This window comes from Spirosoma profusum (assembly GCF_014699005.1).
Lineage (GTDB): Bacteria > Bacteroidota > Bacteroidia > Cytophagales > Spirosomataceae > Spirosoma > Spirosoma profusum.
Genome location: NZ_JACWZY010000030.1, coordinates 1 through 24,445, shown reverse-complemented (window position 1 = coordinate 24,445; position 24,445 = coordinate 1). Strand labels below are relative to the sequence as shown.

At 49.5% G+C, this 24,445-nt stretch carries 20 protein-coding genes; 5 read left to right on the top strand and 15 right to left on the bottom strand.

The window, feature by feature from the left end; genetic code table 11:
• The first annotated feature begins 43 nt into the window (after positions 1 to 43).
• Positions 44 to 772 carry a carboxypeptidase-like regulatory domain-containing protein gene (locus IC229_RS26840; protein WP_190890741.1) on the top strand — a complete coding sequence of 243 codons (729 nt, stop codon included), beginning with the start codon at positions 44 to 46 and terminating at the stop codon, positions 770 to 772.
• A 51-nt stretch (positions 773 to 823) separates the two neighbouring features.
• On the opposite strand, the gene IC229_RS26835 is transcribed toward IC229_RS26840, so the two are convergent.
• Positions 824 to 1,600 (bottom strand): UDP-2,3-diacylglucosamine diphosphatase, encoded by a 777-nt coding sequence (locus IC229_RS26835; RefSeq protein ID WP_190890739.1) that lies wholly within the window; start codon positions 1,598 to 1,600, stop codon positions 824 to 826.
• 213 nt (positions 1,601 to 1,813) lie between these two features.
• Here IC229_RS26835 and IC229_RS26830 point away from each other — a divergent pair, with 213 nt between their 5' ends.
• Together IC229_RS26830 and IC229_RS26825 are read left to right on the top strand one after the other, a co-directional pair.
• Positions 1,814 to 3,205, top strand: a complete 1,392-nt coding sequence (locus IC229_RS26830; protein ID WP_190890738.1) for an OmpA family protein — start codon at positions 1,814 to 1,816, stop codon at positions 3,203 to 3,205.
• Between the two features lie 74 nt (positions 3,206 to 3,279).
• Positions 3,280 to 4,041, top strand: a complete 762-nt coding sequence (locus IC229_RS26825; RefSeq protein ID WP_190890736.1) for a hypothetical protein — start codon at positions 3,280 to 3,282, stop codon at positions 4,039 to 4,041.
• A gap of 117 nt (positions 4,042 to 4,158) precedes the next feature.
• Here IC229_RS26825 and bioB read toward each other — a convergent pair whose 3' ends face one another.
• The 6 genes from bioB to IC229_RS26795 all read right to left on the bottom strand — a co-directional run bounded on the left by bioB (position 4,159) and on the right by IC229_RS26795 (position 13,369).
• Positions 4,159 to 5,151, bottom strand: a complete 993-nt coding sequence (gene bioB, locus IC229_RS26820) for a biotin synthase BioB (protein WP_190890734.1) — start codon at positions 5,149 to 5,151, stop codon at positions 4,159 to 4,161.
• Positions 5,152 to 5,209: 58 nt separating this feature from the next.
• On the bottom strand, positions 5,210 to 6,412 hold the full coding sequence (locus tag IC229_RS26815; protein ID WP_190890732.1) for an acyltransferase family protein: 1,203 nt from the start codon (positions 6,410 to 6,412) through the stop codon (positions 5,210 to 5,212).
• Between the two features lie 171 nt (positions 6,413 to 6,583).
• Positions 6,584 to 8,575 carry a pyrroloquinoline quinone-dependent dehydrogenase gene (locus IC229_RS26810; protein WP_190890730.1) on the bottom strand — a complete coding sequence of 664 codons (1,992 nt, stop codon included), beginning with the start codon at positions 8,573 to 8,575 and terminating at the stop codon, positions 6,584 to 6,586.
• A gap of 104 nt (positions 8,576 to 8,679) precedes the next feature.
• Complete coding sequence (locus IC229_RS26805; protein ID WP_190890728.1) at positions 8,680 to 9,885, bottom strand: helix-turn-helix domain-containing protein; 1,206 nt, start codon at positions 9,883 to 9,885, stop codon at positions 8,680 to 8,682.
• Positions 9,886 to 9,971: 86 nt separating this feature from the next.
• The gene (sppA, locus tag IC229_RS26800) at positions 9,972 to 11,741 is read right to left on the bottom strand and encodes a signal peptide peptidase SppA (protein WP_190890726.1); all 1,770 of its coding nucleotides are present in this window, start codon (positions 11,739 to 11,741) and stop codon (positions 9,972 to 9,974) included.
• Positions 11,742 to 12,076: 335 nt separating this feature from the next.
• A complete protein-coding gene (locus IC229_RS26795; protein ID WP_190890725.1) occupies positions 12,077 to 13,369 on the bottom strand; it encodes an alpha/beta hydrolase family protein in 1,293 nt (430 codons plus the stop codon).
• Between the two features lie 343 nt (positions 13,370 to 13,712).
• On the opposite strand from IC229_RS26795, the gene IC229_RS26790 reads away from it, so the two are divergent.
• The gene (locus IC229_RS26790; protein ID WP_190890723.1) at positions 13,713 to 17,081 is read left to right on the top strand and encodes an RCC1 domain-containing protein; all 3,369 of its coding nucleotides are present in this window, start codon (positions 13,713 to 13,715) and stop codon (positions 17,079 to 17,081) included.
• Positions 17,082 to 17,187: 106 nt separating this feature from the next.
• Here the strand turns inward: IC229_RS26790 and IC229_RS26785 are convergent, their stop codons facing one another.
• From IC229_RS26785 to IC229_RS26770, 4 genes are all read right to left on the bottom strand, one after another.
• Positions 17,188 to 17,790: an inorganic pyrophosphatase gene (locus IC229_RS26785; protein ID WP_190890722.1), complete on the bottom strand. Its 603-nt coding sequence runs from the start codon at positions 17,788 to 17,790 to the stop codon at positions 17,188 to 17,190.
• Positions 17,791 to 17,894: 104 nt separating this feature from the next.
• Complete coding sequence (locus IC229_RS26780) at positions 17,895 to 18,890, bottom strand: glycosyltransferase family 2 protein (protein ID WP_190890720.1); 996 nt, start codon at positions 18,888 to 18,890, stop codon at positions 17,895 to 17,897.
• Between the two features lie 52 nt (positions 18,891 to 18,942).
• Positions 18,943 to 19,614 (bottom strand): tRNA1(Val) (adenine(37)-N6)-methyltransferase, encoded by a 672-nt coding sequence (locus IC229_RS26775; RefSeq protein WP_190890857.1) that lies wholly within the window; start codon positions 19,612 to 19,614, stop codon positions 18,943 to 18,945.
• Positions 19,615 to 19,763: 149 nt separating this feature from the next.
• Positions 19,764 to 20,402, bottom strand: coding sequence for a ribonuclease H1 domain-containing protein (locus IC229_RS26770; protein WP_190890718.1), 639 nt, complete (start codon positions 20,400 to 20,402; stop codon positions 19,764 to 19,766).
• 163 nt (positions 20,403 to 20,565) lie between these two features.
• On the opposite strand from IC229_RS26770, the gene IC229_RS26765 reads away from it, so the two are divergent.
• Positions 20,566 to 21,078: a hypothetical protein gene (locus IC229_RS26765; RefSeq protein ID WP_190890717.1), complete on the top strand. Its 513-nt coding sequence runs from the start codon at positions 20,566 to 20,568 to the stop codon at positions 21,076 to 21,078.
• Between the two features lie 8 nt (positions 21,079 to 21,086).
• On the opposite strand, the gene IC229_RS26760 is transcribed toward IC229_RS26765, so the two are convergent.
• The 4 genes from IC229_RS26760 to IC229_RS26745 all read right to left on the bottom strand — a co-directional run bounded on the left by IC229_RS26760 (position 21,087) and on the right by IC229_RS26745 (position 24,352).
• On the bottom strand, positions 21,087 to 22,055 hold the full coding sequence (locus tag IC229_RS26760) for an MBL fold metallo-hydrolase (RefSeq protein WP_190890715.1): 969 nt from the start codon (positions 22,053 to 22,055) through the stop codon (positions 21,087 to 21,089).
• A gap of 77 nt (positions 22,056 to 22,132) precedes the next feature.
• Positions 22,133 to 23,380, bottom strand: coding sequence for a peptidase T (gene pepT, locus IC229_RS26755; protein WP_190890713.1), 1,248 nt, complete (start codon positions 23,378 to 23,380; stop codon positions 22,133 to 22,135).
• A gap of 15 nt (positions 23,381 to 23,395) precedes the next feature.
• Complete coding sequence (locus IC229_RS26750; protein ID WP_190890712.1) at positions 23,396 to 23,848, bottom strand: GNAT family N-acetyltransferase; 453 nt, start codon at positions 23,846 to 23,848, stop codon at positions 23,396 to 23,398.
• 30 nt (positions 23,849 to 23,878) lie between these two features.
• The gene (locus tag IC229_RS26745) at positions 23,879 to 24,352 is read right to left on the bottom strand and encodes a pyrophosphohydrolase domain-containing protein (protein ID WP_190890710.1); all 474 of its coding nucleotides are present in this window, start codon (positions 24,350 to 24,352) and stop codon (positions 23,879 to 23,881) included.
• Between the last annotated feature and the right edge of the window lie 93 nt (positions 24,353 to 24,445).

The window sequence follows — 24,445 nt, the reverse complement described above, 5'->3', positions numbered from 1 at the left end:
CCTGCCTTTTCCTCGTTTACTTTGTAGATTCTTTTTCTGTGATATGAAGAAATCGTTGACGTTATTGGTGTCCATACTGGTGTTGTTTGCGCTGGCGGGGCAATTCTCGACCGCGTGGGCGCAAGGCCAGGAACGCCAGGTAACGTTCACCGGCTTCATTACTGGCGGGAAAACCAACGAAGCGCTTCCCGGTGCTTATATATACATTCCCAAAGCTGGTCGGGGTGTGCTGGCCGCATCCAACGGTTATTTTGCCTTACCCGTTTTTCCGGGCGATAGTATCATTTTCAGCTACGTTGGTTTTAAAACGCAGTATCACATCATTCCCCGGCGTTTAACTGACCTTACGTATTCGGCGGTGGTAGCGTTGCAGGAAGACGTAAAAACGCTGGCTGAAGTAAAGGTTTATCCGTACGCCACCGAAGAACTTTTCAAGGAAGCCTTTGTAAATCTGAAACTTCCTGACGAAAAAGAGCGCGAGAATTTAGCACGTAACACTAGCCCGGAAGCTATTATGCGTCAGGCAGCTACGATGCCCATGAGCGCTGCGGCTAACCACCAGAACTTCGTTAATCAGCAGTTTTTTGGGCGGGAATCCCTAATTGGACGTAGTGCTACCCCTACCTTCGCCTTCACAAATCCCTTCGCCTGGGCAAACTTTATACGTTCTGTGAAGCGGGGCGATTTAAAGAACAAAGAATGGCGTAGTGAAATCAACAAGGCTCCTCGCGAAAACGTATCCCGTAAGGATATGCTACAGGAAGCAAATTAACCTGATACCAACCTATTGACGTATTTAGGAGAATAAAGTAACACGACTACGTCATTTCCACGTCTCCAATTTCAGTCTCTCGCCATCAAAAACAGCATATGTTTTGGCGTACACCCATTCGCCCAGATTAACGTAGCGGCTTTGGTCAGTGACGGCTAAATCGAGGGGGAGGTGCCGGTGGCCGAACACGTAAAAATCGTGGTGCGTAGTAGCTTCTACTTCGCGGCAGTATTGCCAAAGCCACTCCCGATCTTCACCTTTAAACTGCTCTTCGCCTTTTTTCTGGTTGCTGATTCGGCTCTTCCGCGACCAGGCATGGGCCAGACCAATTCCCACGTCAGGATGTACCCAGCGAAATAGCTGGCGGGCCAGATTACTTTCAAATAGCGTTTTTAGGCGTTTATAAACAAAGTCGCCGGGGCCGAGCCCGTCGCCATGTCCAATCAGAAATTGCTTGTTGCCAATGTCGTATCGACGAGGTTCGCGGTAGACCGGAATTCCCATTTCCTGCGTGAAATAATCGTTCATCCACATGTCGTGGTTGCCCGTAAACAGGACAATTCGCAAACCAGCATCCGTCAATTCGGCCAGTTTTCCCTGAAGTCGAATAAAGCCTTTCGGAATGCTACGTTTGTATTCGAACCAGAAATCGAATACATCACCTACCAGAAAAATGACGGCCGCATCAGAGCGAATCGTATCGAGCCAGTTCACCACGCTTTGTTCGCGAACGCGGCTCTGTTCGGGTGTTGGCGTTCCCAGATGAAAATCAGAAGCGAAATATGCCTTTTGGCCCGGAGCAAGCGAAATTGTTTCGATGGCAGACATTCCTATAGTTTAATCAGGGGCAAAGCTACGTAACGGATACCGTTCACTCACTCATTTATGACCGTTAACTCATTAGACTGGATCAGCTGCCGAAAAAAAAACCATCTTTGTTTAAGCAGCTAACTCAATCTACTACGTTTAAGCACAGCCTATTAGCTAAACTAATCCATAAATACGTTACTTTTTTGCTCAATCCTGAAATAACCACTCCGTATGAAAACGTTATTCACCCTCCTATTAATCAGTCTATTCTTCGTCCCCACTCTCCAGGCGCAGGTTCGGGTAAATGACCCCGGCCGTGTTGTGGAACGTAATGTCGAATACCGGGCCAACAGCAAAATTGACCAGGGTATAAATAAAGGTTTAGATAAGGTAGAAGAAGGTGTCATGAGCATTTTCAAGAAAAAGGAAAAACCTAAACCTACTGACCAACAAGGCAATACAGGAGGCAATACTGGCAATTCAGACGGTACGTATCCGGATAATTCACAACCCAATCGTACATCTTCAGTGGGTGGTTCGGGGAAAGCCGCCAGTACCAACGATGCCCCTGCTACGTTGAAATCGTACAGCAAATTCGACTTTGTTCCGGGCGAAAAAGTGGTAGCAGCCGAAGATTTCATGCAGGACGCCATCGGCGATTTTCCGGCCAAATGGAATTCCAGCGGCACGGGAGAAGTCGTTACGTTAGAAGGCAAAACGGGCCATTGGCTCATGCTCCCCAAAAAAGGAGAATTCTTACCCGAATACATTAAGAGCCTTCCCGAAAACGCTACGTTGCAGTTTGAATTAGCCTGTAATCCTGATTTTAGCTTCTATTCGACTCCGTTCTACGTTAATCTAGTTGCTTTGGAAAAGCCTGAGAAGGATTTTATGGAATGGGCGCGAAATTATTATGGCAAAGAGGGTGTACGAATAGCGTTGCATCCCCAAAATGCAGCGACTACTTCGGGACGTAGTACGTTCGAAAATTATTCGAATAGAACTCAGATGATTCAAAGTGATGTGGATGTGCGTCAGTTTTTCTCGAAAACAAGTGGTCGCAACATTGTTAACGTATCGATATGGCGTCAACGGCAACGATTGCGGGTCTATGTGAACGAGGAGAAAATCTGGGACATTCCCCGCGCTTTCCAGCCAGGAATCGCCTATAACTCAGTAGTTTTTGCAACCGGCGATATGGAGTCCGAAAACGACCGGTACTACGTTAATAACATCCGGCTGGCCGTTGGCGCGCCCGATACGCGAAATAAACTGATTACTGAAGGTAAATTTGTTACTCGTGGTATTCTGTTCGATACCAATTCCGATAAAATCAAACCCGAATCCTACGGCGCTCTGAAAGACATCGCCAACGTATTGAACGAAAATGCCGACGTGAAGGTACGTATCATCGGCCATACCGACTCCGATGGCGACGATGCATCGAATATGGCACTATCGAAGAAACGGGCGGCTGCGGTGAAGGCGGAATTGTCTAGTACGTTCAGCATCAATGCCAGCCGTATGGAAACCGACGGCAAAGGCGAATCGCAACCAGCTGGTCCCAATACAACTATTGAGGGGAAAGCTAATAATCGACGGGTTGAATTTGTAAAATTGTAGCCCGCGCAAAAACATCTGGCTGAGGAAGATGGTATTGAAGAAAACGCTAATTTTGGCTTTTCTCAGATCATACTATGAAAATCAAATCGCTGTTACTGGCTTTTCCTGTACTTTGTTTCGCTTGCAGTAGCTCCAGCACCGACGTTTCTGACCCGGCTCTCCAGATGGAAGCCGGCCCTATTTTGGCAAAACAGGTGACTGGTGTTCACTCATTTACAAACGACTTCAATTACGAAGCTCCCTGTCACATTCTTGAGGAAGCGTTGATTCGTCAAACCCTTAATCTGTCTAAAGAAATCGAACTGGAAGAAGGTCATGAACATGATGGTTGCGCCTTCGAATGGGCTGGTAACAAAGTTATCCTGTCATTTGGGGGCGCAAAACCGTTTTCATCGATTCAGGTAGCAGAATACAACTTCGACCACCTATATCAGGGAAAACCGACGGCCGTAGTTGAAGAGCCTGTCGAGGAAGCGAACGAAGCTACAACCAGCGGCCCGGAACCAGAAGGTACTAATTCTGAAACGCCAGCAACTGATTCAGCAGAACACAAACCCGTCGACAGTCATCCTACGCATTCGGGCGTAACGGCTGCCATGCCTTCACCCACGCAACACGCTGTAAAAAGCGGCAATTACGAACCCGTTTCGGGCGTAGGCGACAAAGCCGTCTGGGATGCCAGCACAAGCCAATTGCATGTACTGTATAACAACCATATCATCAACGTAACCGTTGAATCAAAGGGCAAAGCCGTAGAAAAGAAACATCAGGCCGAAACGCTTTCGGAAGTGCTGATCGAAAAAATCGCAGAGAACGAATATACTAAGCGATTGTAAGCCTTACCGTTTATAAAGAGCGAAAGAATGAACGAGTGAAAGTGCGAATACCATCCGGCAGGTTCGCACTTTCACTCGTTCATTCTTTCGCTCTTTATATAATCTAGTCCGGCCGCGTTACATCGGAATCTGCTCGAACACAACAGCAGGCTGATCTCCGTTTTTGAAAGCTTTGCGGGGACGAATATTCAGGGTCTGGAAAAGCTGCTGATCGGCATCTTCGTCGGGGTTGGGCGTAGTCAGGAGTTTATCGCCCGCGAAAATGGAATTAGCCCCGGCCAGAAAACACAACGCCTGCTCTTCGGTATTCATCCGAACGCGGCCCGCCGACAGACGTACCATCGCTTTTGGCATAATGATACGTGCCGTAGCAATCATACGTAGCATTTCCCAAATCGAGACACGCGGCTGATCTTCGAGAGGTGTCCCTTCTACCGGCACCAGCGCATTTACGGGCACCGATTCCGGATGTTCGGGCAACGTAGCAAGCGTATGCAACATACCAATCCGATCCTGCTCCGACTCACCCATGCCGATAATACCGCCCGAACAAACCGAAATTCCGGCTTTACGGGCGTGACCGAGCGTATCAAGGCGGTCGTCGTAGGTACGTGTCGTAATGATGTCGCCGTAGTATTCTTCGCTGGTATCAAGGTTGTGGTTATACGCGTATAAACCGGCATCTTTTAGTTTCTGCGCCTGACTTTCAGAGAGCATTCCTAGCGTACAGCATACTTCAAGGCCCATTTCGTTAACGCCCTGCACCATTTCCAGCACTTTGTCGAAATCCCGATTATCACGTACCTCGCGCCAGGCCGCACCCATGCAGAACCGCGTACTGCCGGTGTCTTTAGCTCGTTGTGCGGCTGTCAGCACTTCATCCACTTCCATCAGTTTATGCACCTTAACGTTGGTATGGTAGCGGGCAGCCTGCGGACAGTATGCACAATCTTCAGGGCAGCCGCCCGTCTTCACCGAAAGCAGCGTACAAACCTGAACTTCCTGCGGGTCGTGGTTCTGACGATGAACGGTAGCCGCCCGATAAATTAAATCCAGTACGGGCGAATTATAAATTTCGGCGATTTCAGCGCGAGTCCAGTCGGTACGCATAGTTTGATTTACGATTTATCAGGTCAAAAGTCGTAAATGAAAGTACGTAAATCAACCGTTATTTCATTCCAAACAGCGCCCTCGTCAGCTTAAATGGACGTATCAGGAGTAAATAAACCGTCACACAAACCGCTAACGACGACAGACTGACCGTTAGAAATCCATCGTAAACGCCTAATTCTGTTTGGGTTAGAACGTAGTACCCGATCAGTACAATAACGGTTTGATGCAGAATGTAAAAGGGATAAACGGCTTCATTGAGTTTGGGCAGAATTGGGTGATTTTTGTTGAGATAACGGTACCCGTACCCAATTGTCATCAGCACCGAAAACCAAGTCAGGCCAAGATTATTGAAGCTGAACAACGTAGTAAGCAGTTTAGAAGCATGAATGGCGTCGTACCCAACAAATAGTCGGACGCTGTAAAGGATAACAGTACAGACCAACGTAGCAACCAGAAAATACCGTCGCTGGTCGGCGATGGTTTGCCAGAATTCACGACGGCTAATCAGTACGTAACCCAGCCAGAACAGGATCAGGTTTTTCATGAAATAAGCCCAATCGTTAATCAGTGCGTGAGTTTCGTTTGGGAAGAAACCACCCAGCGCTACGTCGTTCAGGATCAGAAACCCGACCAGCCATAAGGCACCACCCGGCCGGTTAATTAGCCGACCGATGCGATCTGTGAATCGCTGCCCGGCCTCCCCTTTCAGCCAGCGAAACACCGGAATGCTGAGCAGCGAGTAGAAAAACAGGTAACAGACAAACCAGAGGTGGTGCCAGCTAAAAGCCCCGCCCTTTCCGCCATCCTGATACGGTTGAAAATTGAAAACTTCTGGATAAAAATCTGTATAGCTTCCGCTGAATCGCTCCCGAAATAACCACTCGATATAAATCTGTGGAGGCACAATAACGAACATTCCAAACAGCAAGGGTATAAACAGCCGCCGGACGCGTTCACCCGCATACGACCCGAATGAGCGTTTTTTCAGGGCGAAGAACGTACCAGCTCCCGATATAAAAAACAGCAAGGGCATCCGCCAGAAATGCAGCCAAATCATGACCGTTTCCATCAGTTTGCTATGTTCCGAACTCTTGATATGCCACCCCCACGATACGTAGATCATGCCGGTATGGTAAAATAACAATGTCAGAATGGCAATAACGCGCAGCCAATCGAGGTCGTACCGCCGGGAAGGGGGCAGCGGAGTTGGGGTATGGGGCAAAGGGTGTTGAGCGGAAGATGTATGCAGAGGTTGCATAAGTAAAGGTCGTTATTTATAAATGATAATTTTCGGGCGCATGGCTGGCGCGTGGAGCTTCGACAGGCTCAGCCTGACAGGCTACTTGAAGTCAGTGACTCAAGCTGATTTGTCAGGCTGAGCCTGTCGAAGCTCCACGCGCCAGCCATTTATTCATTGGAAGTAATGGGATTAAGGGAGTCGATATGCCACTACGTAGTCACCGAGTTTTGTGCCGAGTTTGCCGTGGCCCCCAGCGGCTATCACTACGTATTGTTTACCATCGACCTGATACGTCATTGGTGTGGCCTGAGCACTGACCGGCAGCGGCACTTCCCACTGCAAACTGCCATCCTGCGTTTTGAACGCCCGCAGGTGCCCGTCGAGGCTGGCAGCCACAAACACCAGCCCACCCGACGTAACAATGGCACCACCAAAGTTCAGCGAACCCCATTGTTTTGCTTCTGGATGTTTAGTCGGGTCCATCATGAAACCGAGGGGTACTTCCCAGGCCATTGCTCCTTTTTGCAAATTCAGAGCCACCAGCGTACCCCAGGGGGGCGGTGTCTGCATGGTAATACCTCGTTCGTCTCTGGAAAACATATAGCTGCGTTTCAATACATAGGGTGTACCTAACTGCATTCCTGTTTCGGCCCGTAGCAGTTCCTGATCGTTCTTAACGGATGCAGCCAGTTTCTCACGCTCCAGGAGCCGAATCACTGCCGCCAGTCGGTTTACATTTGTGATGAGTAGTCCGGATTCCGGATCGTAGCACATTCCACCCCAGTGAATACCACCTACATTACCAGGCGTAATGATACTTCCTTCGAGCGATGGCGGTGTAAAAACTCCCTCATAACGTAGCGCGGAAATTTTGCGTTGGGCAGCGGCTTTATCATCAGGTGTCAATCCCCAGGCTTCCAGTTTTTGCAAGCCAAGGAGCGGCAACGTAGCAGGAAATGGTTGCGTAGGAGAAGTTTCTTCACCTGGTACGTTGGATTTTGGGACAGGCCGCTCTTCGACGGGCAACAGTGGTTTGCCTGTTTCGCGATTCAGAATAAAGACGTGGCCCATTTTTGTACCCACAGCCACCGCCGGAATCTGTTTTCCATTCTGCGTAAACATGAAAAGCAGTGGCTGAGCTGCATTATCGTAATCCCATAAATCGTGATGTACTGTCTGGAAATGCCACACGATTTTGCCCGTCGAGGCACGTAACGCCACTATCGAACTGGCACACAGATTTTGACCAAGACGTTCTCCCCCGTAATAATCAGGGCTGGGGCTGGTGGTTGGAATAAAAACCAGATCGCGTTCGGCATCGGCAGAGATGATCGACCAGGCGTTAGCAGCTCCGGTCTGGGTTGCTACGTCGCCTTTCCACGTATCGAAGCCTACATCGCCTTTTTTCCGGGGAATGGGGTCCCAACTCCAACGTAGCGCTCCGGTCAGTACGTCGTAGGCCCGTACAACACCACGTTCATAATTGAACCGATAGTTGTCGCCCATCGACGAGCCAACGACGATGGTATTACCAATAACAGCCGGTGGCGACGTAACGCTGATGTTCCCAACGCCCTGCCGTAAATCCACGCTGCCCTCTTTTCCGAACGATGAAATCGGTTTGCCCGTTTTGGCGTCCAGCGCAATTAATCGCCCGTCGAGCGTTGCAATAAAAATGCGTTTGCCCGTTCCTCCCGATGCTGTTTTATCAGTAGCCGTCGGCCAAACCGACACGCCCCGCGAGGTAATTTCCGACAATTCCTGGCGTAGATAAACATCGGGATCATAGTCCCATTTTTTCTGACCGGTTGCGGCATCAATAGCTATAACGCGGGAGGTAGGCGTACTGAAAAACAACGTACCATCGACCATCACGGGCGTTGCTTCGAAAGCGGCTTTTTCAGCGGCTCCCGTACCTTTATAGTTCTCCAGCTCGCCCGTGCGGAACGTCCAGGCGACGGTTAGCTGCTTTACGTTAGTAGTATTGATTTGCTTCAGGGGCGAAAACCGCATCCCGCCTGCATCATTGCCATACGCTGGCCATTCGACTGAACCAGACGCCTGTCCATTTGCCGTTGACTGACCAAAAACAATTCTAATTGATGAAAGCGCCAGCAACAGAATCGTTTTGAGAAATCGATGTTGCGGGGCGATGAAACAAGTGAAGATCGAAAGAGACATTGGTGAGGTATTTTGATTCGATACCCCAAAATTGCCGGTTTTTGCAGACGTACGCCCTATTTGCCGATAAAAACGAAGTTCTTCCCGTTCGGCGCGAAGTTATTTTATTGACGGTAGAGTTTTCTACCCATTCTATCGGCCCGGAACTGCGCTGGTGTCAGGTTGGTGATTCGCTTAAATGCAGTATGAAAAGCAGACGGCGAATTGTAACCTACCCGCTCGGCAATCTCATCGATTTTAAGATGCTTAATGGCTGGGTTATTCAGCATAATCTGCGCTTCGGCAATGCGGTGTGTCGCCAGCAAATCGAAAAAATTCTGTCCCAGGCGATCATTCAGGATTTGCGAGAGATGATGGGGCGACGTATTGAGCCGTTGCGCCAGTTTAGGTAGGGAGAGATCGCTTTCGAGATACGGTTTTTCGGTATCCATCACCTGATTCAGCCTAGCCAGCAGTGCTTCTTCCTGTTCGTCCGACAGCGACGACTTCTCGTATTTTTTGCGTGGCTCCTCCGATGATTGCTCGTCTGGTGCCGTTTCTTCTACTTCCTCCTGTAATACGTTGGAACCACGCATAACCAGCAACGTAGTGGCATATATAGTCACCGTGAGATAAGCCGCCAGAAAATGATCGCCCATGTCTTCCTGATACGATGCTTTGATGACGCCAATCAACAGTGGGAACACCATCGTAAATGCCGCTACGTTACGTGCCATAGCCAGTGCAGCCGGCGCTTTGCCCAAAAGTGGCAGATCGGCCTTTCGAAATGCATCCCACACTTCTAACACGCTCAACACGGTGTATACCAGGCAACTAATCAATGTCATTTGATTGATGTAGCCGCGTAAGTTGGTAAAATCTTCGGGTAGGTATTCCTGTGCTGTTACGTAGGGCAATTCGGGGTGAAACGCGTGCAGGTAACTATTATACTTAAACTCAATCGGTTGAAAAATCCACGTCATGGCATTGATGGCCCAAATGGCACCCGGCAGCAGATGCCAGCCCCAATGCCGTGGTAAGCGTCGATTCAGCTTCGCAAAAACGAAGAAATAAAAGAGTGGCCCCAGTACGAAATTGAACAACTCACCATAATCGACCAGGGCCAGCGTCTGAAACATGTAGTTGGAATATTCCAGTCCAATTTCCAGCATAATGGCCGATACACTCAGCAAATAGCATCCCAGACAGCGATTAGCCAGACTCGCCCGACGTTGCCCGGTCAGAAAAAAGACACCCAGAAATAGCCCCTGCGCTACACCCAGAAAAATCAGGATCGTAAATAAATCAAGGCGAAGTGGTAGCGTTTGCATTACGTTTCGGTTGCCAACTGCAAGATAAAAAAAAGACCTAAAAGGTTTACATACCTTTTAGGTCTGAGAGTATCACCGCGCTACGTTTAGCGAATATCTACCTCGAATGGGAGTCGCATCTGAATACCTTCGAACGTTTTAATTTTCTTCAGGTATTTCACGTACGGAGACAATTCGCCCAACTGTTCCTGGATTTTAGCTTCTTCGCTGTCATTGAATGAGTTCATCAATTGCTCAAAGAATTCTTTTTTACGCGGCTGGTATTTCAGTTTGTAGTCGCCTTCTTTCAGTTTAGCTGATTGGGCCGCCAGTTTGATGGCGTCGTCGAGGCCGCCTAGCTGATCAACGAGGCCGATGGCTTTCCCCTGTACGCCCGTCCATACGCGACCACCTGCAATAGCCCGGATACTGTCGACCGGTATTTTACGTCCGGCAGCCGCCTTGCTGGTAAACTGGCTATAGATACGCTCGGTTGAGCGTTGCAGCATCTGCTTCTGGAAAGGCGTCATTTCGTGCGTAACCGATGGATAATCAGCATTTTCGTTCGTCTTAACGCGGTCGTGCGTAATACCGAGTTTATCTTTCAGGAACGTTTCAGCGTTGAACATGATCCCGAACACACCGATAGAACCGGTAATCGTATTCGGCTGAGCCACAATCTTGTTACAGCCCATAAGCATGTAATAACCACCCGATGCGGCATAATCGGACATAGACCCAATAACGGGTTTTACTTTTTTCGCCAGTTCCACTTCGCGGTACATGATGTCCGATGCCAGCGCACTGCCGCCACCTGAGTTGACACGTAGCACGATGGCTTTCACCTTGTCATCTAAACGGGCTTTGCGGAGTTCCTCAACAATAGTCTCAGAACCAATACTTTCATCACCACTTTTTCCCGACTGAATATCCCCGGAAGCCACAATAACTGCAATACGATTCGATCCACTGCCGCTTTCATCGTCGGTCGTTTTTTCAGAATCCTCGTACTTGCCCAACGTAACGTAGTTGATTTTCTTCTTCTCATCCAGATCCAACTGCTTCCGAATCAGCGTCTCTACTTCATCCTGATAACCAATGTTCGTAATCAGTTTCGCTTTGAGTGCATCTTCGGCCGTTTGAATGGTGAGTTTGTCGGCCATATCCTTCAACGTATTAACCTGAAGGTTACGACTCTGCGCCACACGTATCAGCATGTGATTATTTACCGAGTTCAAAAACGACGACACCTGAATTCGGTTCGGTTCGCTCATGTTCTCGCGGGCAAAAGGCTCGATAGCACTTTTGTATTCGCCCACCCGGAAAATTTCGGGTTTTACACCAAGTTTATCGAGCGTACCTTTAAAAAACGTCATTTCGGCATTGAGGCCGTTCCATTCGAGGTCACCAGCCGGATTGAGGTAAATTTTATCGGCAACCGACGCGAGGTAATAGCCTTTTTCGTTCATGCCTTCGGCATAGGCATAGACAAATTTCTTCGACTGTTTAAAATCAATCAGCGCGTTACGTATCTCTTCGAGCGAAGCCCAGCCAGCCATTGGACTTTCTGTCTGAAGATAAATACCTTCAATATTATCGTCTTGTTTGGCGTCTTTGAGGGCTTGTTTAAGCTCAATCAACCCGGTAGCATCGCCCGCCGACCCTACCGGGTTAACATCACCAAAGGGATTATTTCGATTGCGTTCCTCAATCGGTTCGTTCAAATCAAGTTTCAACACCGATTTCGAGCTTACGACAGTTTTGCTGTCACTCGACGATAAAGCCGCACCGATACCGATGAGCAGCAGGAAACCAATAAACGAGAACACCAGGAGTCCTACGATAGTGGCCAATACGTATTTCAGAAATTGTGGCATAATAGTAAACTAAGTGTGTGCTACGTACACATTACGTAAAAATACAACCTACTTGAGGCTTATTTGTGAAAAAATGTCGAATGTACTTCCCGGCGGATAAGTGGTGAAAAAGCATAGGGCATAGGGTAAGGGGCAAAGGGTTGTACTTACCTGGTCCGTATCTTTACTTACAACACCTTTATTTACGTAGCTGTTCAATTAGCAGATTGGAGAAATCAAGTACTCTTTTGTCATGCTGACGGAGGAAGACTTAAGACGCTTCGTACTCAGCAGGGCAAAACAAGCCATTAGCCCATTTTGCATAGCGCCGATGTAACGTAGCAAACCCCATCTGACTAAAGGTATTTCTTCAGGTACGTAATGATTTGTGGCCAATCGGTAGGTAGCACTCCGTGGCCACCTTCGTGCATGAAATAACCGAGATGATTCAGTAATTGCGACGTATCGCCCGGCGCTGGCAAGGTGTTCGTTTGCGGGCCTTTTTCTCCGAAAAGTGCATAAACCGGCGTTGCAGCCACCGCCGATAGAAACTCTCCTTTTGGATCTGACCAATAATCAGTACTGCCGGTCTGTAAAAGCAGTGGCCGAGGTGCCATCAACGCTACGAGCGCATGACCATCAAAAGGTAAACGATCTAACTGTTTAGCGTATGAGTTATAATTCTGGGCAAACTGATAAAGATATCGGGTTGGATCTGTAATGTGAGCAACTGTCTCCCCAAAATTGCGTCGGCTCAGAGCGGCTCCGCCCTCGCCCGAAACGCTGGCTACCACAACTTTAAATCGAGGATCATGGATACCTGCCCAAAGGACCGTTTTACCCAGACGCGACGCCCCTTGTATGGCGATACGTTTAGCGTCAATCTGTTTATCAGTCTCAAAGTAATCCATCACCCGACTCATCCCCCAGGCCCATGCCGAGATGGCGCCCCATTCGTCCGGTGCTACGTCGGTTTGACCCGCTTTTAAATACGTAGTGCGAATACCATACTTGATTCCGTCCTTAAAATCGGGTTCAATATCCCCGTAATACAACGTAGCGTAGCCAATACCGGCATCCATAAATTGTTCTACGTTCATTTTACCAAACGGAGTCGGCTTGTCGGCACGTACCAGTTTTCCTTCCCGCGACCAGATATTACCGACGTACAATCCGCTATCGGCGATAGTCTGGTTGTAAGCCGCAAATGAAATTGACAGCAACATGGGGGCAGGTTGCTTCAGGGCGCCTGGCAGGTAAATCACTACGTTGACCTGATGGCTGGTTGTGTCGTCTGTCAGGTAAATCCTGACCTGTTTCCGTATCGCCTTGTTGTTGAAGGCGGGCGTTCCTTTATCAAATACGTTGTAACGTATCTTCCTGGGTCCCTGGGGCATTTTCCCGAACTGGATGTCTTCAACCAGCTTCAGCAATTCTGGGCGCCGTTTCTGCGTCCACGTTTTGGCATCGGTAACACGCTGTCCATCGGCGCAGGTCAGCAAATCGGGCAGCGTGTAATTACCAACAGAATCTTCCGCATAGTTAACCGGAATTCCAGCCACTAACGTTGGGCGATTTGCTGCCTGCTGCTGGCCCCGACCAGTCAGGGATACCATCAACAAACAACTGACTATCAGCGCTATTTTCATTACTTCAATAGTATAAATGATACGTATTGCTAAAGAGCATTCTGGCCTACAACTACCTGCATGATTTCGGGTTTACGCACGTCAAGGTTAGAAAAACTACAACTGGTGCTACGTTGCCAAATTGTCCATCCGTAAAATACAGGTTTACCTATAGACAGATTACAGGTTTCTCTGGATTGATACAGTGGGCACGTAGCAGGAGATTTGTCGAAACGATTCTGGAAACCTTATCCAGCTTTGTTTCCTGCTCATATCACAAATTTTTCGGTGGCCACTACGTGTGATTAGCCCAGACTGGCTAAATAATCGGGGGCTACCGATAGAAAAACGTCCCTCACTATCGATGCAAACACTACGTATTAACCCGAATACACTACTGCCCGTCCGTTCATGGTTTTGGGCAATCCTCGCAATCTTATTGCCGAGCTGGCTATCCATCAATGCTCAGCAAACCTGGGGCACGGCCAGAACAGTTAATAACTACCGAAGCACCTACCAACGCGTGACGGTATGCGTTCAGGCCAACAACTCCTTCGAAATCCGAAATGGCACACTCTGGGCATGGGGTTACAATCCATCGGGGCAGCTAGGCGATGGGACTATTATCGACCGAAGAACGCCCGTCCAGATCGGTACAGCAACAAATTGGGTAAATGCCGTTTCGGGTGGTGCCCATACGGTTGCCCTGAGGAATGATGGCACACTCTGGACCTGGGGCGATAATACGTCCGGCCAATTAGGCGATGGGACTAATGTTGCTCACCGCACGCCCGCACAGGTAGGCACCGCTACCAACTGGGTCAGTATTGCTGCGGGTATCGCCTATTCGGTTGCTATCAAGAGTGATGGCACGCTCTGGGCATGGGGTTACAACACGTCTGGGCAAATTGGTGACGGAACCACTACGTCTCGTAACGCACCTGTTCAGGTTGGTAGCGCTACAAACTGGGTAAACGTTGCTACAGGGGGAGCTCATACGGTTGCCATCAAAAGTGACGGTACGTTATGGGTGTGGGGTTACAATGGATTTGGGCAATTAGGCGATGGTTCTACTACGTCTCGCAACGCACCCGTTCAGGTTGGTAGCGCTACAAACTGGGCCACCATCTCTACGGGCCGTAGTCATACCCTGGCGCTTAAAACCGATGGCACAGTTTGGGCCTGGGGCGATAATGGATTTGGCCAAGTGGGCGATGGCACGACAACCCAACGCAACAGCCCGGTTCAGGTGGGTACATCCACTAACTGGACACATATTGTTGCCGGTGGAAACCATAATCTGGCCATAAAAAGCGATGGTACGCTCTGGGGATGGGGCTATAACTTTTATGGACAACTGGGCGATGACAGTTTTACGAATCGATTCAGTCCGGTTCAGATTGGCACTGATACCAAGTGGGCTAATCTGGCAGCCGGGTACGCTCACAGCCATGCCGTCAAAACAGACGGAACTGTCTGGGCATGGGGCAATAATGCTCAGGCCCAGTTGGGCGACGGAACCACGGCGCAACGTAGCATTCCGGCACAAACCGGTACGGCTACCAACTGGGTTGCTACAGCCGCCGGAACAGCTCATACGGTAGCCATTCGGAGCGACGGTACGTTGTGGGCATGGGGCTACAATAACAGGGGTCAGCTGGGCGATGGCACCACCATTCAACGTACAACCCCTGTACAAATCGGCACGGCGACTAACTGGAGCCGGGTTGCCGCCGAAAATTCGCATACCATTGCGCTCAAGAGCGACGGTACGTTGTGGGCCTGGGGTTCGAATTCCGAGGGGCAACTGGGCGATGGAACGACCACGCAACGGATCAGTCCTGTTCAGATTGGTTCGGCCACAAACTGGACGGCCATTGCGGCCGGATCGAATCACGTTCTGGCGCTCAGGAGTAATGGTACGTTGTGGGCCTGGGGGCTCAATGGGTCGGGGCAGTTGGGCGACGGCACCAATACGTCTCGGCTGGCTCCGGTACAGGTTGGACCAGCTACCAGCTGGACAGCCGTATCGGCCGGATTTACGCATACCATAGCGCTGAAAAACGATGGTACACTATGGGCCTGGGGTTATAATGGCTATGGTCAATTAGGCGATGGCACGTTCGATAACCGAAACGCTCCGCTTCAAATTGGAACTGCCACCAACTGGAAATCTATTTCGGCACGTAGCAGTCATAATCATGCCATCAAAACCGATGGTACGCTCTGGGCCTGGGGCGAGAATGCTACCGGGCATCTGGGCGATGGTACTACTGCCAGCAGAGCTGTTCCAACGCAAATCGGAACGGCTACGAACTGGTCAAAGGTTGCCGATGCCCAATACCATACATTTGGTCTGAAAACCGATGGTACGCTCTGGGCCTGGGGTTATAATACCTATGGACAGGTAGGTGATGGCACAACTACCCAACGGAACAGTCCTGTCCAGATTGGATCGGCTACGAACTGGACGGCCGTTACGTTAGGGACCGATTTTTCAATAGCGCTCAAAAGTGATGGTACGCTTTGGAGCTGGGGAAACAACTCCTATAGTCAATTGGGCGACGGTGGTGCTGGTGTACGTAGCACGCCTTACAACATGAGTATCGTGCTGGTTGGGTGGGGAAACGTTGCCAAAGGGTATCAGTGTTCGGCTGCTATAAAAACTGACGGCACACTCTGGACATGGGGAAATAATGCAACAGGCCAGCTCGGCGACGGGACTACCACGCAACGTAACAGTCCGTCACAAGTCGGAACAACGGCTAATTGGCTAGGTATTTCTGCCGGTCAGACGCACACGCTTGCCCTCAAAAATGATGGTACGTTATGGGCCTGGGGTAGCAATACGTCCGGCCAGTTGGGCGATGGCACGACAACCCAACGTACCAGTCCCGTTCAGGTAGGTACAGTCAATGATTGGATTGGCATCGTGGCCGGATCAGCGTTTACACTTGCCCTCAAAAATAATGGTACGTTGTGGGCTTGGGGCAGTAATACCTCCGGCCAGTTAGGTGATGGAACTACCACCCAACGCAACAGTCCGGTTCAGGTTGGTACGGCCAACAACTGGACTGAAATCGCGGCAGGGCAAAGCCATAGTCTGGCACTAAAAACTGACGGTACGTTGTGGGCCTGGGGCAGCAATACGTCCGGCCAGCTCGGTGATGGCACTACTACCCAACGTAATAGCCCGGTTCAGGCAGGAACAGCTACCAACTGGGTGAGCATTGCTGGAGGACAGTTACACTCAATTGGCCAGCAGAGTAACGGTACGCTCTGGGCCTGGGGTAGTAATACGTTTGGGCAACTTGGCGATGGTAGCACGACCCAACGTACTAGTCCGGTGTCCATTTCAACGACTTCACCCGTCGCCATTCTGGCACAAGGATCATTTGCCCTTCATTCGGCCATCATTGGCGTAAATCAGCAAACGATTTGTTTAACAGGTAGAAATGGAAATGGAGAATTAGGCACTGGCACAACAACTAATTCCAGCAGCTACGTCTGCCTGGTTGAAACGTGTACTGTATTTGCAACCGTGAAAGCCGGTGCCTGGAACGATCCGACAGTCTGGACCTGCGGCACAATACCTTTGTCAAGTAACCTGGTCACTATCAAGCACATCATCAACATTCCGGCTAATTACCTGGCTCTAAGCGCTACGGTACGGTATGATGCAGGTGGCAAATTGGTTTTTGGAGCGGGCGGACGGCTAAAATTGGGCCCATAGTCAGATATAATGTAGCCAGGACGTCCACGTCCGGGAGACGCATAAGCGGCTAACTGATGTAGCCCGACGTCTCCCGGACGTGGACGTCCTGGCTACAATACAACCTCTACATCAACTTATAATCGTTGATCGACGTCTGAATTACTTCCCAGGATTCAGCTTGTCCATACACGTTGGCCAGTTCCATAGCGACAGGTTCATCGGGTAACGTTTTGTAGGTCAGGAAGTAGTGTCGGAGTCGCTTTACAACGGCTTCGGGAAGTTGCGCCAGTTCGGTGTATTGACCGTACATGGCGTCGCCTTTCAGCACGGCAATAATTTTGTCGTCAGCTTCGCCTTTGTCGATCATCCGAAAGCCCCCAATTGGGATAGCCTGTAGAATAAGGTCGCCGTGGGTAATTTCCCGTTCAGTCAGTACGCAGATATCGAGGGGGTCACCGTCGCCCATACTCACCACTTTTCCCGATTTTTCAGTAGCCAGTCTGGCAATTTGGTCGCCACAGTACGTCTGTGGAATAAACCCATAGAGCGCTGGCAGTACGTTCGAATATTGCTGTGGACGGTCGATTTTTAGATAGCCCGTTGTTTTATCAATTTCGTATTTAACCGTATCGGTTGGCACGATTTCGATAAAAACGGTAACTTGTTTGGGGGCTAAATCGCCGATAGGGATGCCATGCCAGGGATGCGCTTTAAAATTACTCTTCATTGATCTTGTGTAAGTATTTCAAATTGATTTACAAAGGAATGAATAATTAATAGTAGGGACTAGCTAAATCCGTATTGTTCATTATTCATTAATCATTATTCATTTCACACGGATGCTTTCTGTTCAGTAAAACCGACTCGTTCGGCCACAAACTGTTCGCCCGACCGGTTCAGACTCTGACGTACCAGCATTTCGCCTAAAAAACCTGCCAGAAACAACTGCACGCCCAGAATAATAGCGACCAGGCCGAAGAAAAACATGGGGTTATCCGTTACGTTCCGAAACCGCACTCCTCGTGAAATATTGATCAGCTTTTCGACGATGAGCCAAACGGCCATTACTGACCCCACAAAGAACGACAACGTACCTAACGTACCGAAAAAATGCATCGGCCGCTTGCTGAACCGGTGTACGAACGCAATAACCAGTACGTCCAGAAAGCCGTTTACAAAGCGTTCCAGGCCAAATTTAGTGGTTCCATACTTACGGGCGCGGTGTTGAACCACTTTCTCGCCGATACGTTTAAAACCGTTCCAGTTCGCTACAATGGGCAGGTTGCGGTGCATATCACCGTAGAGGGTCGGGGCAATTGTTTTCACGACTTTCTGCCGGTACGCTTTTAAGCCGCAGTTGAAATCATGAAGCTGCACGCCCGAAATCCAGCGCGAAACGGCGTTGAACAATTTGGTTGGCAGCGTTTTCGTGATGGGGTCATACCGCTTCTGTTTCCAGCCCGAAACAAGATCGAACTTCTCCTGCGTAATCATATCATACAACGTCGGTATTTCATCAGGACTATCCTGCAAATCAGCATCCATCGTGATGACCACCTGTCCGCGAGCGGCCTGAAAACCCGTTTGCAGAGCCGCCGTTTTACCATAATTGCGATTAAAACGAATACCGCGTACGTGGCTATTCTGATTTGACAACTGCTCGATAATCAGCCACGAGTCGTCGGTGCTACCATCGTCGACAAACAGGATTTCATAGGTATACTGACGTTCTGATACAACCCGCACAATCCAGTCGTGCAATTCGGGCAACGATTCTTCTTCGTTGTAAAGGGGGATCAGAATGGTCAGTTGAAGCGATTCGGGCATATATTTTCTAAACGCAAAGCACGCAAAGATTGTCGCAAAGGTCGCAGAGTTTTCAGAAAATCAGGTAAAAATCACGTAGCAACGTCTGAAATTCTAACGTATATACTTCCTTAGAACGATCGGGTTCCTGAAATGTGTAAATATCCAGCGTCGTTTCGGCCAACGTAACAGATTCTTGAAACGAAAATCCTATTACAACCCGAAAAATGGGCTTCTGCGCCCGATGACGTAGCGAAAGCTGATGAAACGGATACAAGCCACGATCTTTCGCCAGCTCGACCAGTTTTCCAGCTTCGTAAGGCGGCAAAAGCACCCACCACTGTCCATCGGGTTTTAATAAACGACTAACTGCTTCAATCAATTCCCCAAACGGTAATTCGTCCGTGTGGAGTGCCCGGTTCACAGCCGCATCCGGCGAACGAAGGTGATTGGTATAAAAAGGCGGATTAGTTAGAATACGGTCGTAATGATACGTAGTAGAAAAGTCCTGAATTCGTGTCTGTGCTACGTTCACCCGTTCGGCAAAGGGGCTGTTTGCTACGTTGTCCAGTGCCTGCCCCACTGCCGACGTATCAATTTCAACCGCATCAATATAGGCTGTTACGTTCCGTTGCGCGGTCATGAGTGCCAGCAGTCCCGTACCTGTCCCGATATCCAGTATCCGCCCCCCCAATCCTACGTCAGCATACGCACCCAGCACGCAGGCGTCGGTACAGACTTTCATAGCGGTACGTTCCTGATGGATGGTGAATTGCTTGAATCTAAACCGGGATTTAGCAGATTTAGGGATTTTCACGATTTTGTTATTAATAAAGCGTATCGAAGAAGTGACGTAAAATCCAGAAAATCCTTAAATCTGCTAAATCACGGTTCTCACTTCCTCCCAAAATCGGCGGGGTTTTCGCCCCAGACGGTGGTTTCCCACTTGAGCACTGGATTGGCGAATTTGTGTGTCTTGAGCCAGGTTTCGGCCCGATCGAGTAGGTCGAAAAGCTGGGCGTTGCGCGGGGTTTCTTCAAGTTTGGTATTTGCCTTTTTCTTCTGAACCCAACCGATGGCCGTCCGCGAATCCGAATAGACGGGAATGTTGCTTCCTTTTTGATGAAGTAAAGCCAGCGCGTGTACAATCGCCAGAAATTCACCGATGTTGTTGGTACCATCGGCGTAGGGACCCATCAGAAATAGGCGCTGCTTCGTGGCTAAATAGATGCCCTGATACTCCATATCGCCCGTAGCCGTGTTCCAGGCGGCATCTACGACTAAGCTATCCTGACGGGGTGGGCCAACAAGACCGTCGATTTTCCCTTGTTTGGCGGTTGTTTTTGGCGCTTGTCCAACGTGCAGGTGGGGTTTTTCCTTAAATGCTTTTAGGGCAGCCGGTTTGCTGTCGAACGATTTGAAAAGCGGTTTGGCAAAACCGTCGGTTTGGGCTTTAGCTTCATCCCAGCTGTCGTAAACGCCGGGTTTACGCCCTTGCCAGACAACATAAAATTTAGGCTTTTTCTGAGCCATATACGTATCAAACTAGTGCAAAACCAGCGCCCAAAAGTACGCAACGACACACCAGTTCACAAAATCGTTTGGTGCTACGTTGTTTTGGATCACCAACACTACATTGTTTCCAACCAGAGGCTTTTGCAACTTTATAGCCTACGTAATGAAGTCGTCGGTGTTTATGAAACTACGCTTTCTAATTTGTCTACTTCTAATAGGATTTACGTCCTGCTCGGATAGCTCTGAGCAACTTACTAGCTTATACCAAGCCCAATCGGCTGATCTTGAACGTATTGCAAACCAGCTCATCAACGAAAAACACGTTCGCGGTCTGACCCTCGGAAACCCGTGCGAAATGATAAATGGCTGGCGACGCTGCCAGCCATCGGCTCCCTGGGAAAACTGGGATATACAGAAAAAGCGTAAGGTGTATCAGCCTTCTTTATCAGCCGTGCTGGCCCACGAAAAAATCAGTCTGGCAACCTATGCCGGCTACAGTAATTTCCTGAAAATGAATAGCCTGACCAGCATTGACCGGGCCGCTGAATGTGACGAGTGTGTTACGTTCGAAAAAGATTTACATGGCTTGTTTTATACACGTACCACTACGTTCCAGCTCCGTCAGGATCACGAATACCTGTCTGTAAAAAAGCTGGATGCGCACTGGTACGTGTATACCCGCGACTGGAATTAAAAGCTGACTTACTGCACTTTGCGGAAGATGGACCAGCCTGCATACAACGCCAATCCGGCCAGCAAACCAAAGCCCAACGTGCGTGCTACGTGGAAAGAAATAGCTGACGGCATGTTCACAACCCCGTTTTCGTCGGTTTGCGCCGGTTGCTTTACATAGCGTCCTTCTGAGGGAATCGACCGCTCTTCAAATTCGTGCGCCAGTCGGTTCAGCCCTACCGCTAACTCTAAGCCCCGGACGGAAATCCCGTGCCCAGTACCAGCGACATGCGGATTTAAGTTGTTCAATTTCAGGACGGATCGCTTGGCAGCTTCCCAATCGCAGGTAAAATAAGCGGGCGGGCCGTGGAATTCCTCGCGCTGAGTGGCTACCGCCGTAAGGGCGTTCTGATTGGTCGTTACGAACGCGTCGCCGGCAATGAGCGTCCGGTCTTTATCCCGAAACAGTGAAATATGACCGGGTGAGTGCCCAGGTGTATGAATGGCACGCCAATCAGGCAATTCCGGTATTTGACCGTTATCGGCAATAGCCTGAACGCGGTCGCCAAAATCCATTGGCCCGATGGGAAACACCCACGACATATACGACATACCTCCTCCGCCAATAGCCGGATCAGGTGGCGGGTAGCTCGATTTCCCCTGTAAATAAGGCAATTCCAACCGATGCGCGTAAACCGGTACGTCCCAATCCTTTAAAAGCGTCTTGAGCGTACCTACATGGTCGGCGTGGCCGTGCGTAAGTATAATTGCTTTGGGTTGTGTTCCAGGGCCAAACAGTTCTTCGGCGCGTTTTTTTATAGCATCCGCATAGCCCAAGAAGCCAGCATCGACCAACACCCAATCATTGCCGGGGCCGGGCGTCCCGATAAAAAAAACGTTGACAAATAACGTTTTTATGCCTGCTACGTCGTCCGTTACGTCATAAGGTGATTTTGTGGACGTATCAATCAGCAAATCCAGTTCAAGTTCGTCTTCCATATTGGTTGAGTTTTGTAGCTGCTCAACCTACTGGACACCGACATTGTTTTGTAAAATAAGCGTATGGATTTTACCTTCTAACTTCGCTCTTCCCAGACCTGTGCTACGTTTACAATGACCTCAACCGCTTTCTGCATATCCTGCACCGACACCCACTCTAATCGCGAATGAAAAGCGTGTTCACCCGCAAAAATATTCGGGCAAGGCAACCCCATAAACGACAGTCTCGACCCATCGGTGCCACCCCGAATGCTACGTTGTTCAGCCGATAAACCGGCTCTGCGGATGGCCTCAAGGGCATTGTCAACCACGGCCGGATGATGGTCAAGCACCTCTTTCATATTCCGGTATTGTTCCCGGACAACAAACTGGGCAGATGAGCCGGGGTAACGTGCCAATACGTTATTGAGCTGGCTTTGCAGATACGTTTCTTTTTCGTGCAAACCAGCTTCCGAAAAGTCGCGAATGATAAAGTCCAGCACGGCTTTATCCTGATTTCCTTCCAGATGGGTTGGGTGTACGAAGCCTTCTTTCTCGTCGGTCGTTTCGGGCGAAAGGGTGTCTTTGGGAAGTGAAGCCAGTAAATCTGCGGCAATTTTCAACGCATTTTCCAGCTTTCCTTTGGCGAAACCCGGATGCGTACTCACGCCCTGAATTGTGATAGAAACGCCATCGGCTGAGAATGTTTCGTCCTCAAGTGTACCCAACGCTTCTCCGTCGATGGTATATCCGAAATGGGCGCCCAGTTTCTGCATATCCACTTTTTCAGTACCACGTCCGACCTCTTCGTCCGGTGTGAACAGCAGTCGAATTTGACCATGCTTTACGTCTGGATGGGTCATCAGGTAGTGAGCTGCATCCATAATTTCGGCAACACCCGCTTTATTATCGGCCCCGAGCAACGTAGTACCACTGGCCGTAATAATGTCATTTCCAAGCTGATGGCTCAGATCGGGATGGTCGGCGATACGTATCACCTGTGCTGAATCATCGGGCAATATGATATCGGAACCATTCCAGTTCCGGTGAATGATGGGTTTTACACCCGCTCCCGTTACGTCCGGGGACGTATCAACGTGCGAGCAAAAACAGATAACCGGTACGTTCGTTTTATCCGTATTCGCCGGAATGGTTGCGTAAACATAGCCCCATTCATCCAGTTCAGCATCGGCAACACCTATGTCAAGCAGTTCCTGAACCAACATCCGGCTGAGGTCTTTCTGTTTTTCGGTACTCGGATTGGTTGTCGATTGCGGATCCGACTGCGTATCTACCTGAACGTAGCGTAGAAATCGGTCGACGGCGGTGAATTGATAGTTTTGCATGGCTTGTACTGTACTTCATAACGACAGTTTCATCCCCTCATGCGAGGCTTTGAAACCAAGTTTTTCATAAAATCGGAGGGCTTCGGAGCGTTGTTTATCGGTGGTGAGTTGGAGCAAATGGGCGTTACGTTCCCTGGCTCGCGCGATTGCCCATTCCATCATTTGCCGACCAATTCCCTCCCCTCGCTGATCTTCTCGGATTCGAACCGCTTCGATCTGCGCCCGGATGCCGCCCTGATACGTTAGATACTGAATAAAACTCAACTGCAACGTACCGATCATCTCGCCTTTTTCGTCTTCAACAACAATCAATTCCTGATTACTGTCTGCGTTTATTTTGTCAAAAGCATCGTAATATGCTTCAGGCAAAGGATCGACGTAGCGTTCGCGAAGCTGGCCGAGTTTATCATTAGCCAATAATTTCACAATAGTTGCTACGTCCTGTCGGGTCGCTTTTCTGAAAACCATTTTACCGTATAACGTAGTCGGTTTATTCGATTATGCGTTACGTTCCAGAACGCCCACTAAATCGGCTGGGGAGTAATTGACGCTCTTGAGCGTTTTGTGGTCGGCATCACGGAAAACCAGGTATTTCCCATCCGATTCGATAAAATGACACGGAACACCCTTCGACTGATACGTTGCAACAGTCGCTTCGGCCTCCTCTACGGTTAGACAAGCCTTACTCATATTCGACCGCTGCACTTCATCGAACAGGGCTTTGAACTGGTGACCAAGTCCAAATTCGAGCACTGCTCCCGACAATACGTATTGCAGATCGCAGAGCGCATCGGCCACGGCCACAATGTCATTTTCGGCGATGGCGTCGCGTAATTCGTCAAGTTCTTCGGCCAGCAGAGCTACCCGCAACTGGCTACGGGCTTCGGACGGAATTTGAGGACTTTCTAAAACAGGGGCATGAAAGGTGCGATGAAATTCCGCGACCTGGTTCAGCGAATCAGGTTGTTGCATCTTATATTATGGATAATGAACCTGTTTAGGGTTTCTTCTTTTTAGGGATCTTGCGAAAGAAAATGATAAAGAAGGCCATAAAATGCAGCGCCT

Bases quoted from the DNA above. Each gene is read 5' to 3' on its own strand.
- IC229_RS26840 (WP_190890741.1), top strand. From the start codon at position 44: ATGAAGAAATCGTTGACGTTATTGGTGTCCATACTGGTGTTGTTTGCG.
- IC229_RS26835 (WP_190890739.1), bottom strand. From the start codon at position 1,600: ATGTCTGCCATCGAAACAATTTCGCTTGCTCCGGGCCAAAAGGCATAT.
- IC229_RS26830 (WP_190890738.1), top strand. From the start codon at position 1,814: ATGAAAACGTTATTCACCCTCCTATTAATCAGTCTATTCTTCGTCCCC.
- IC229_RS26825 (WP_190890736.1), top strand. From the start codon at position 3,280: ATGAAAATCAAATCGCTGTTACTGGCTTTTCCTGTACTTTGTTTCGCT.
- bioB (WP_190890734.1), bottom strand. From the start codon at position 5,151: ATGCGTACCGACTGGACTCGCGCTGAAATCGCCGAAATTTATAATTCG.
- IC229_RS26815 (WP_190890732.1), bottom strand. From the start codon at position 6,412: ATGCAACCTCTGCATACATCTTCCGCTCAACACCCTTTGCCCCATACC.
- IC229_RS26810 (WP_190890730.1), bottom strand. From the start codon at position 8,575: ATGTCTCTTTCGATCTTCACTTGTTTCATCGCCCCGCAACATCGATTT.
- IC229_RS26805 (WP_190890728.1), bottom strand. From the start codon at position 9,885: ATGCAAACGCTACCACTTCGCCTTGATTTATTTACGATCCTGATTTTT.
- sppA (WP_190890726.1), bottom strand. From the start codon at position 11,741: ATGCCACAATTTCTGAAATACGTATTGGCCACTATCGTAGGACTCCTG.
- IC229_RS26795 (WP_190890725.1), bottom strand. From the start codon at position 13,369: ATGAAAATAGCGCTGATAGTCAGTTGTTTGTTGATGGTATCCCTGACT.
- IC229_RS26790 (WP_190890723.1), top strand. From the start codon at position 13,713: ATGCAAACACTACGTATTAACCCGAATACACTACTGCCCGTCCGTTCA.
- IC229_RS26785 (WP_190890722.1), bottom strand. From the start codon at position 17,790: ATGAAGAGTAATTTTAAAGCGCATCCCTGGCATGGCATCCCTATCGGC.
- IC229_RS26780 (WP_190890720.1), bottom strand. From the start codon at position 18,890: ATGCCCGAATCGCTTCAACTGACCATTCTGATCCCCCTTTACAACGAA.
- IC229_RS26775 (WP_190890857.1), bottom strand. From the start codon at position 19,614: ATGAAAGTCTGTACCGACGCCTGCGTGCTGGGTGCGTATGCTGACGTA.
- IC229_RS26770 (WP_190890718.1), bottom strand. From the start codon at position 20,402: ATGGCTCAGAAAAAGCCTAAATTTTATGTTGTCTGGCAAGGGCGTAAA.
- IC229_RS26765 (WP_190890717.1), top strand. From the start codon at position 20,566: ATGAAACTACGCTTTCTAATTTGTCTACTTCTAATAGGATTTACGTCC.
- IC229_RS26760 (WP_190890715.1), bottom strand. From the start codon at position 22,055: ATGGAAGACGAACTTGAACTGGATTTGCTGATTGATACGTCCACAAAA.
- pepT (WP_190890713.1), bottom strand. From the start codon at position 23,380: ATGCAAAACTATCAATTCACCGCCGTCGACCGATTTCTACGCTACGTT.
- IC229_RS26750 (WP_190890712.1), bottom strand. From the start codon at position 23,848: ATGGTTTTCAGAAAAGCGACCCGACAGGACGTAGCAACTATTGTGAAA.
- IC229_RS26745 (WP_190890710.1), bottom strand. From the start codon at position 24,352: ATGCAACAACCTGATTCGCTGAACCAGGTCGCGGAATTTCATCGCACC.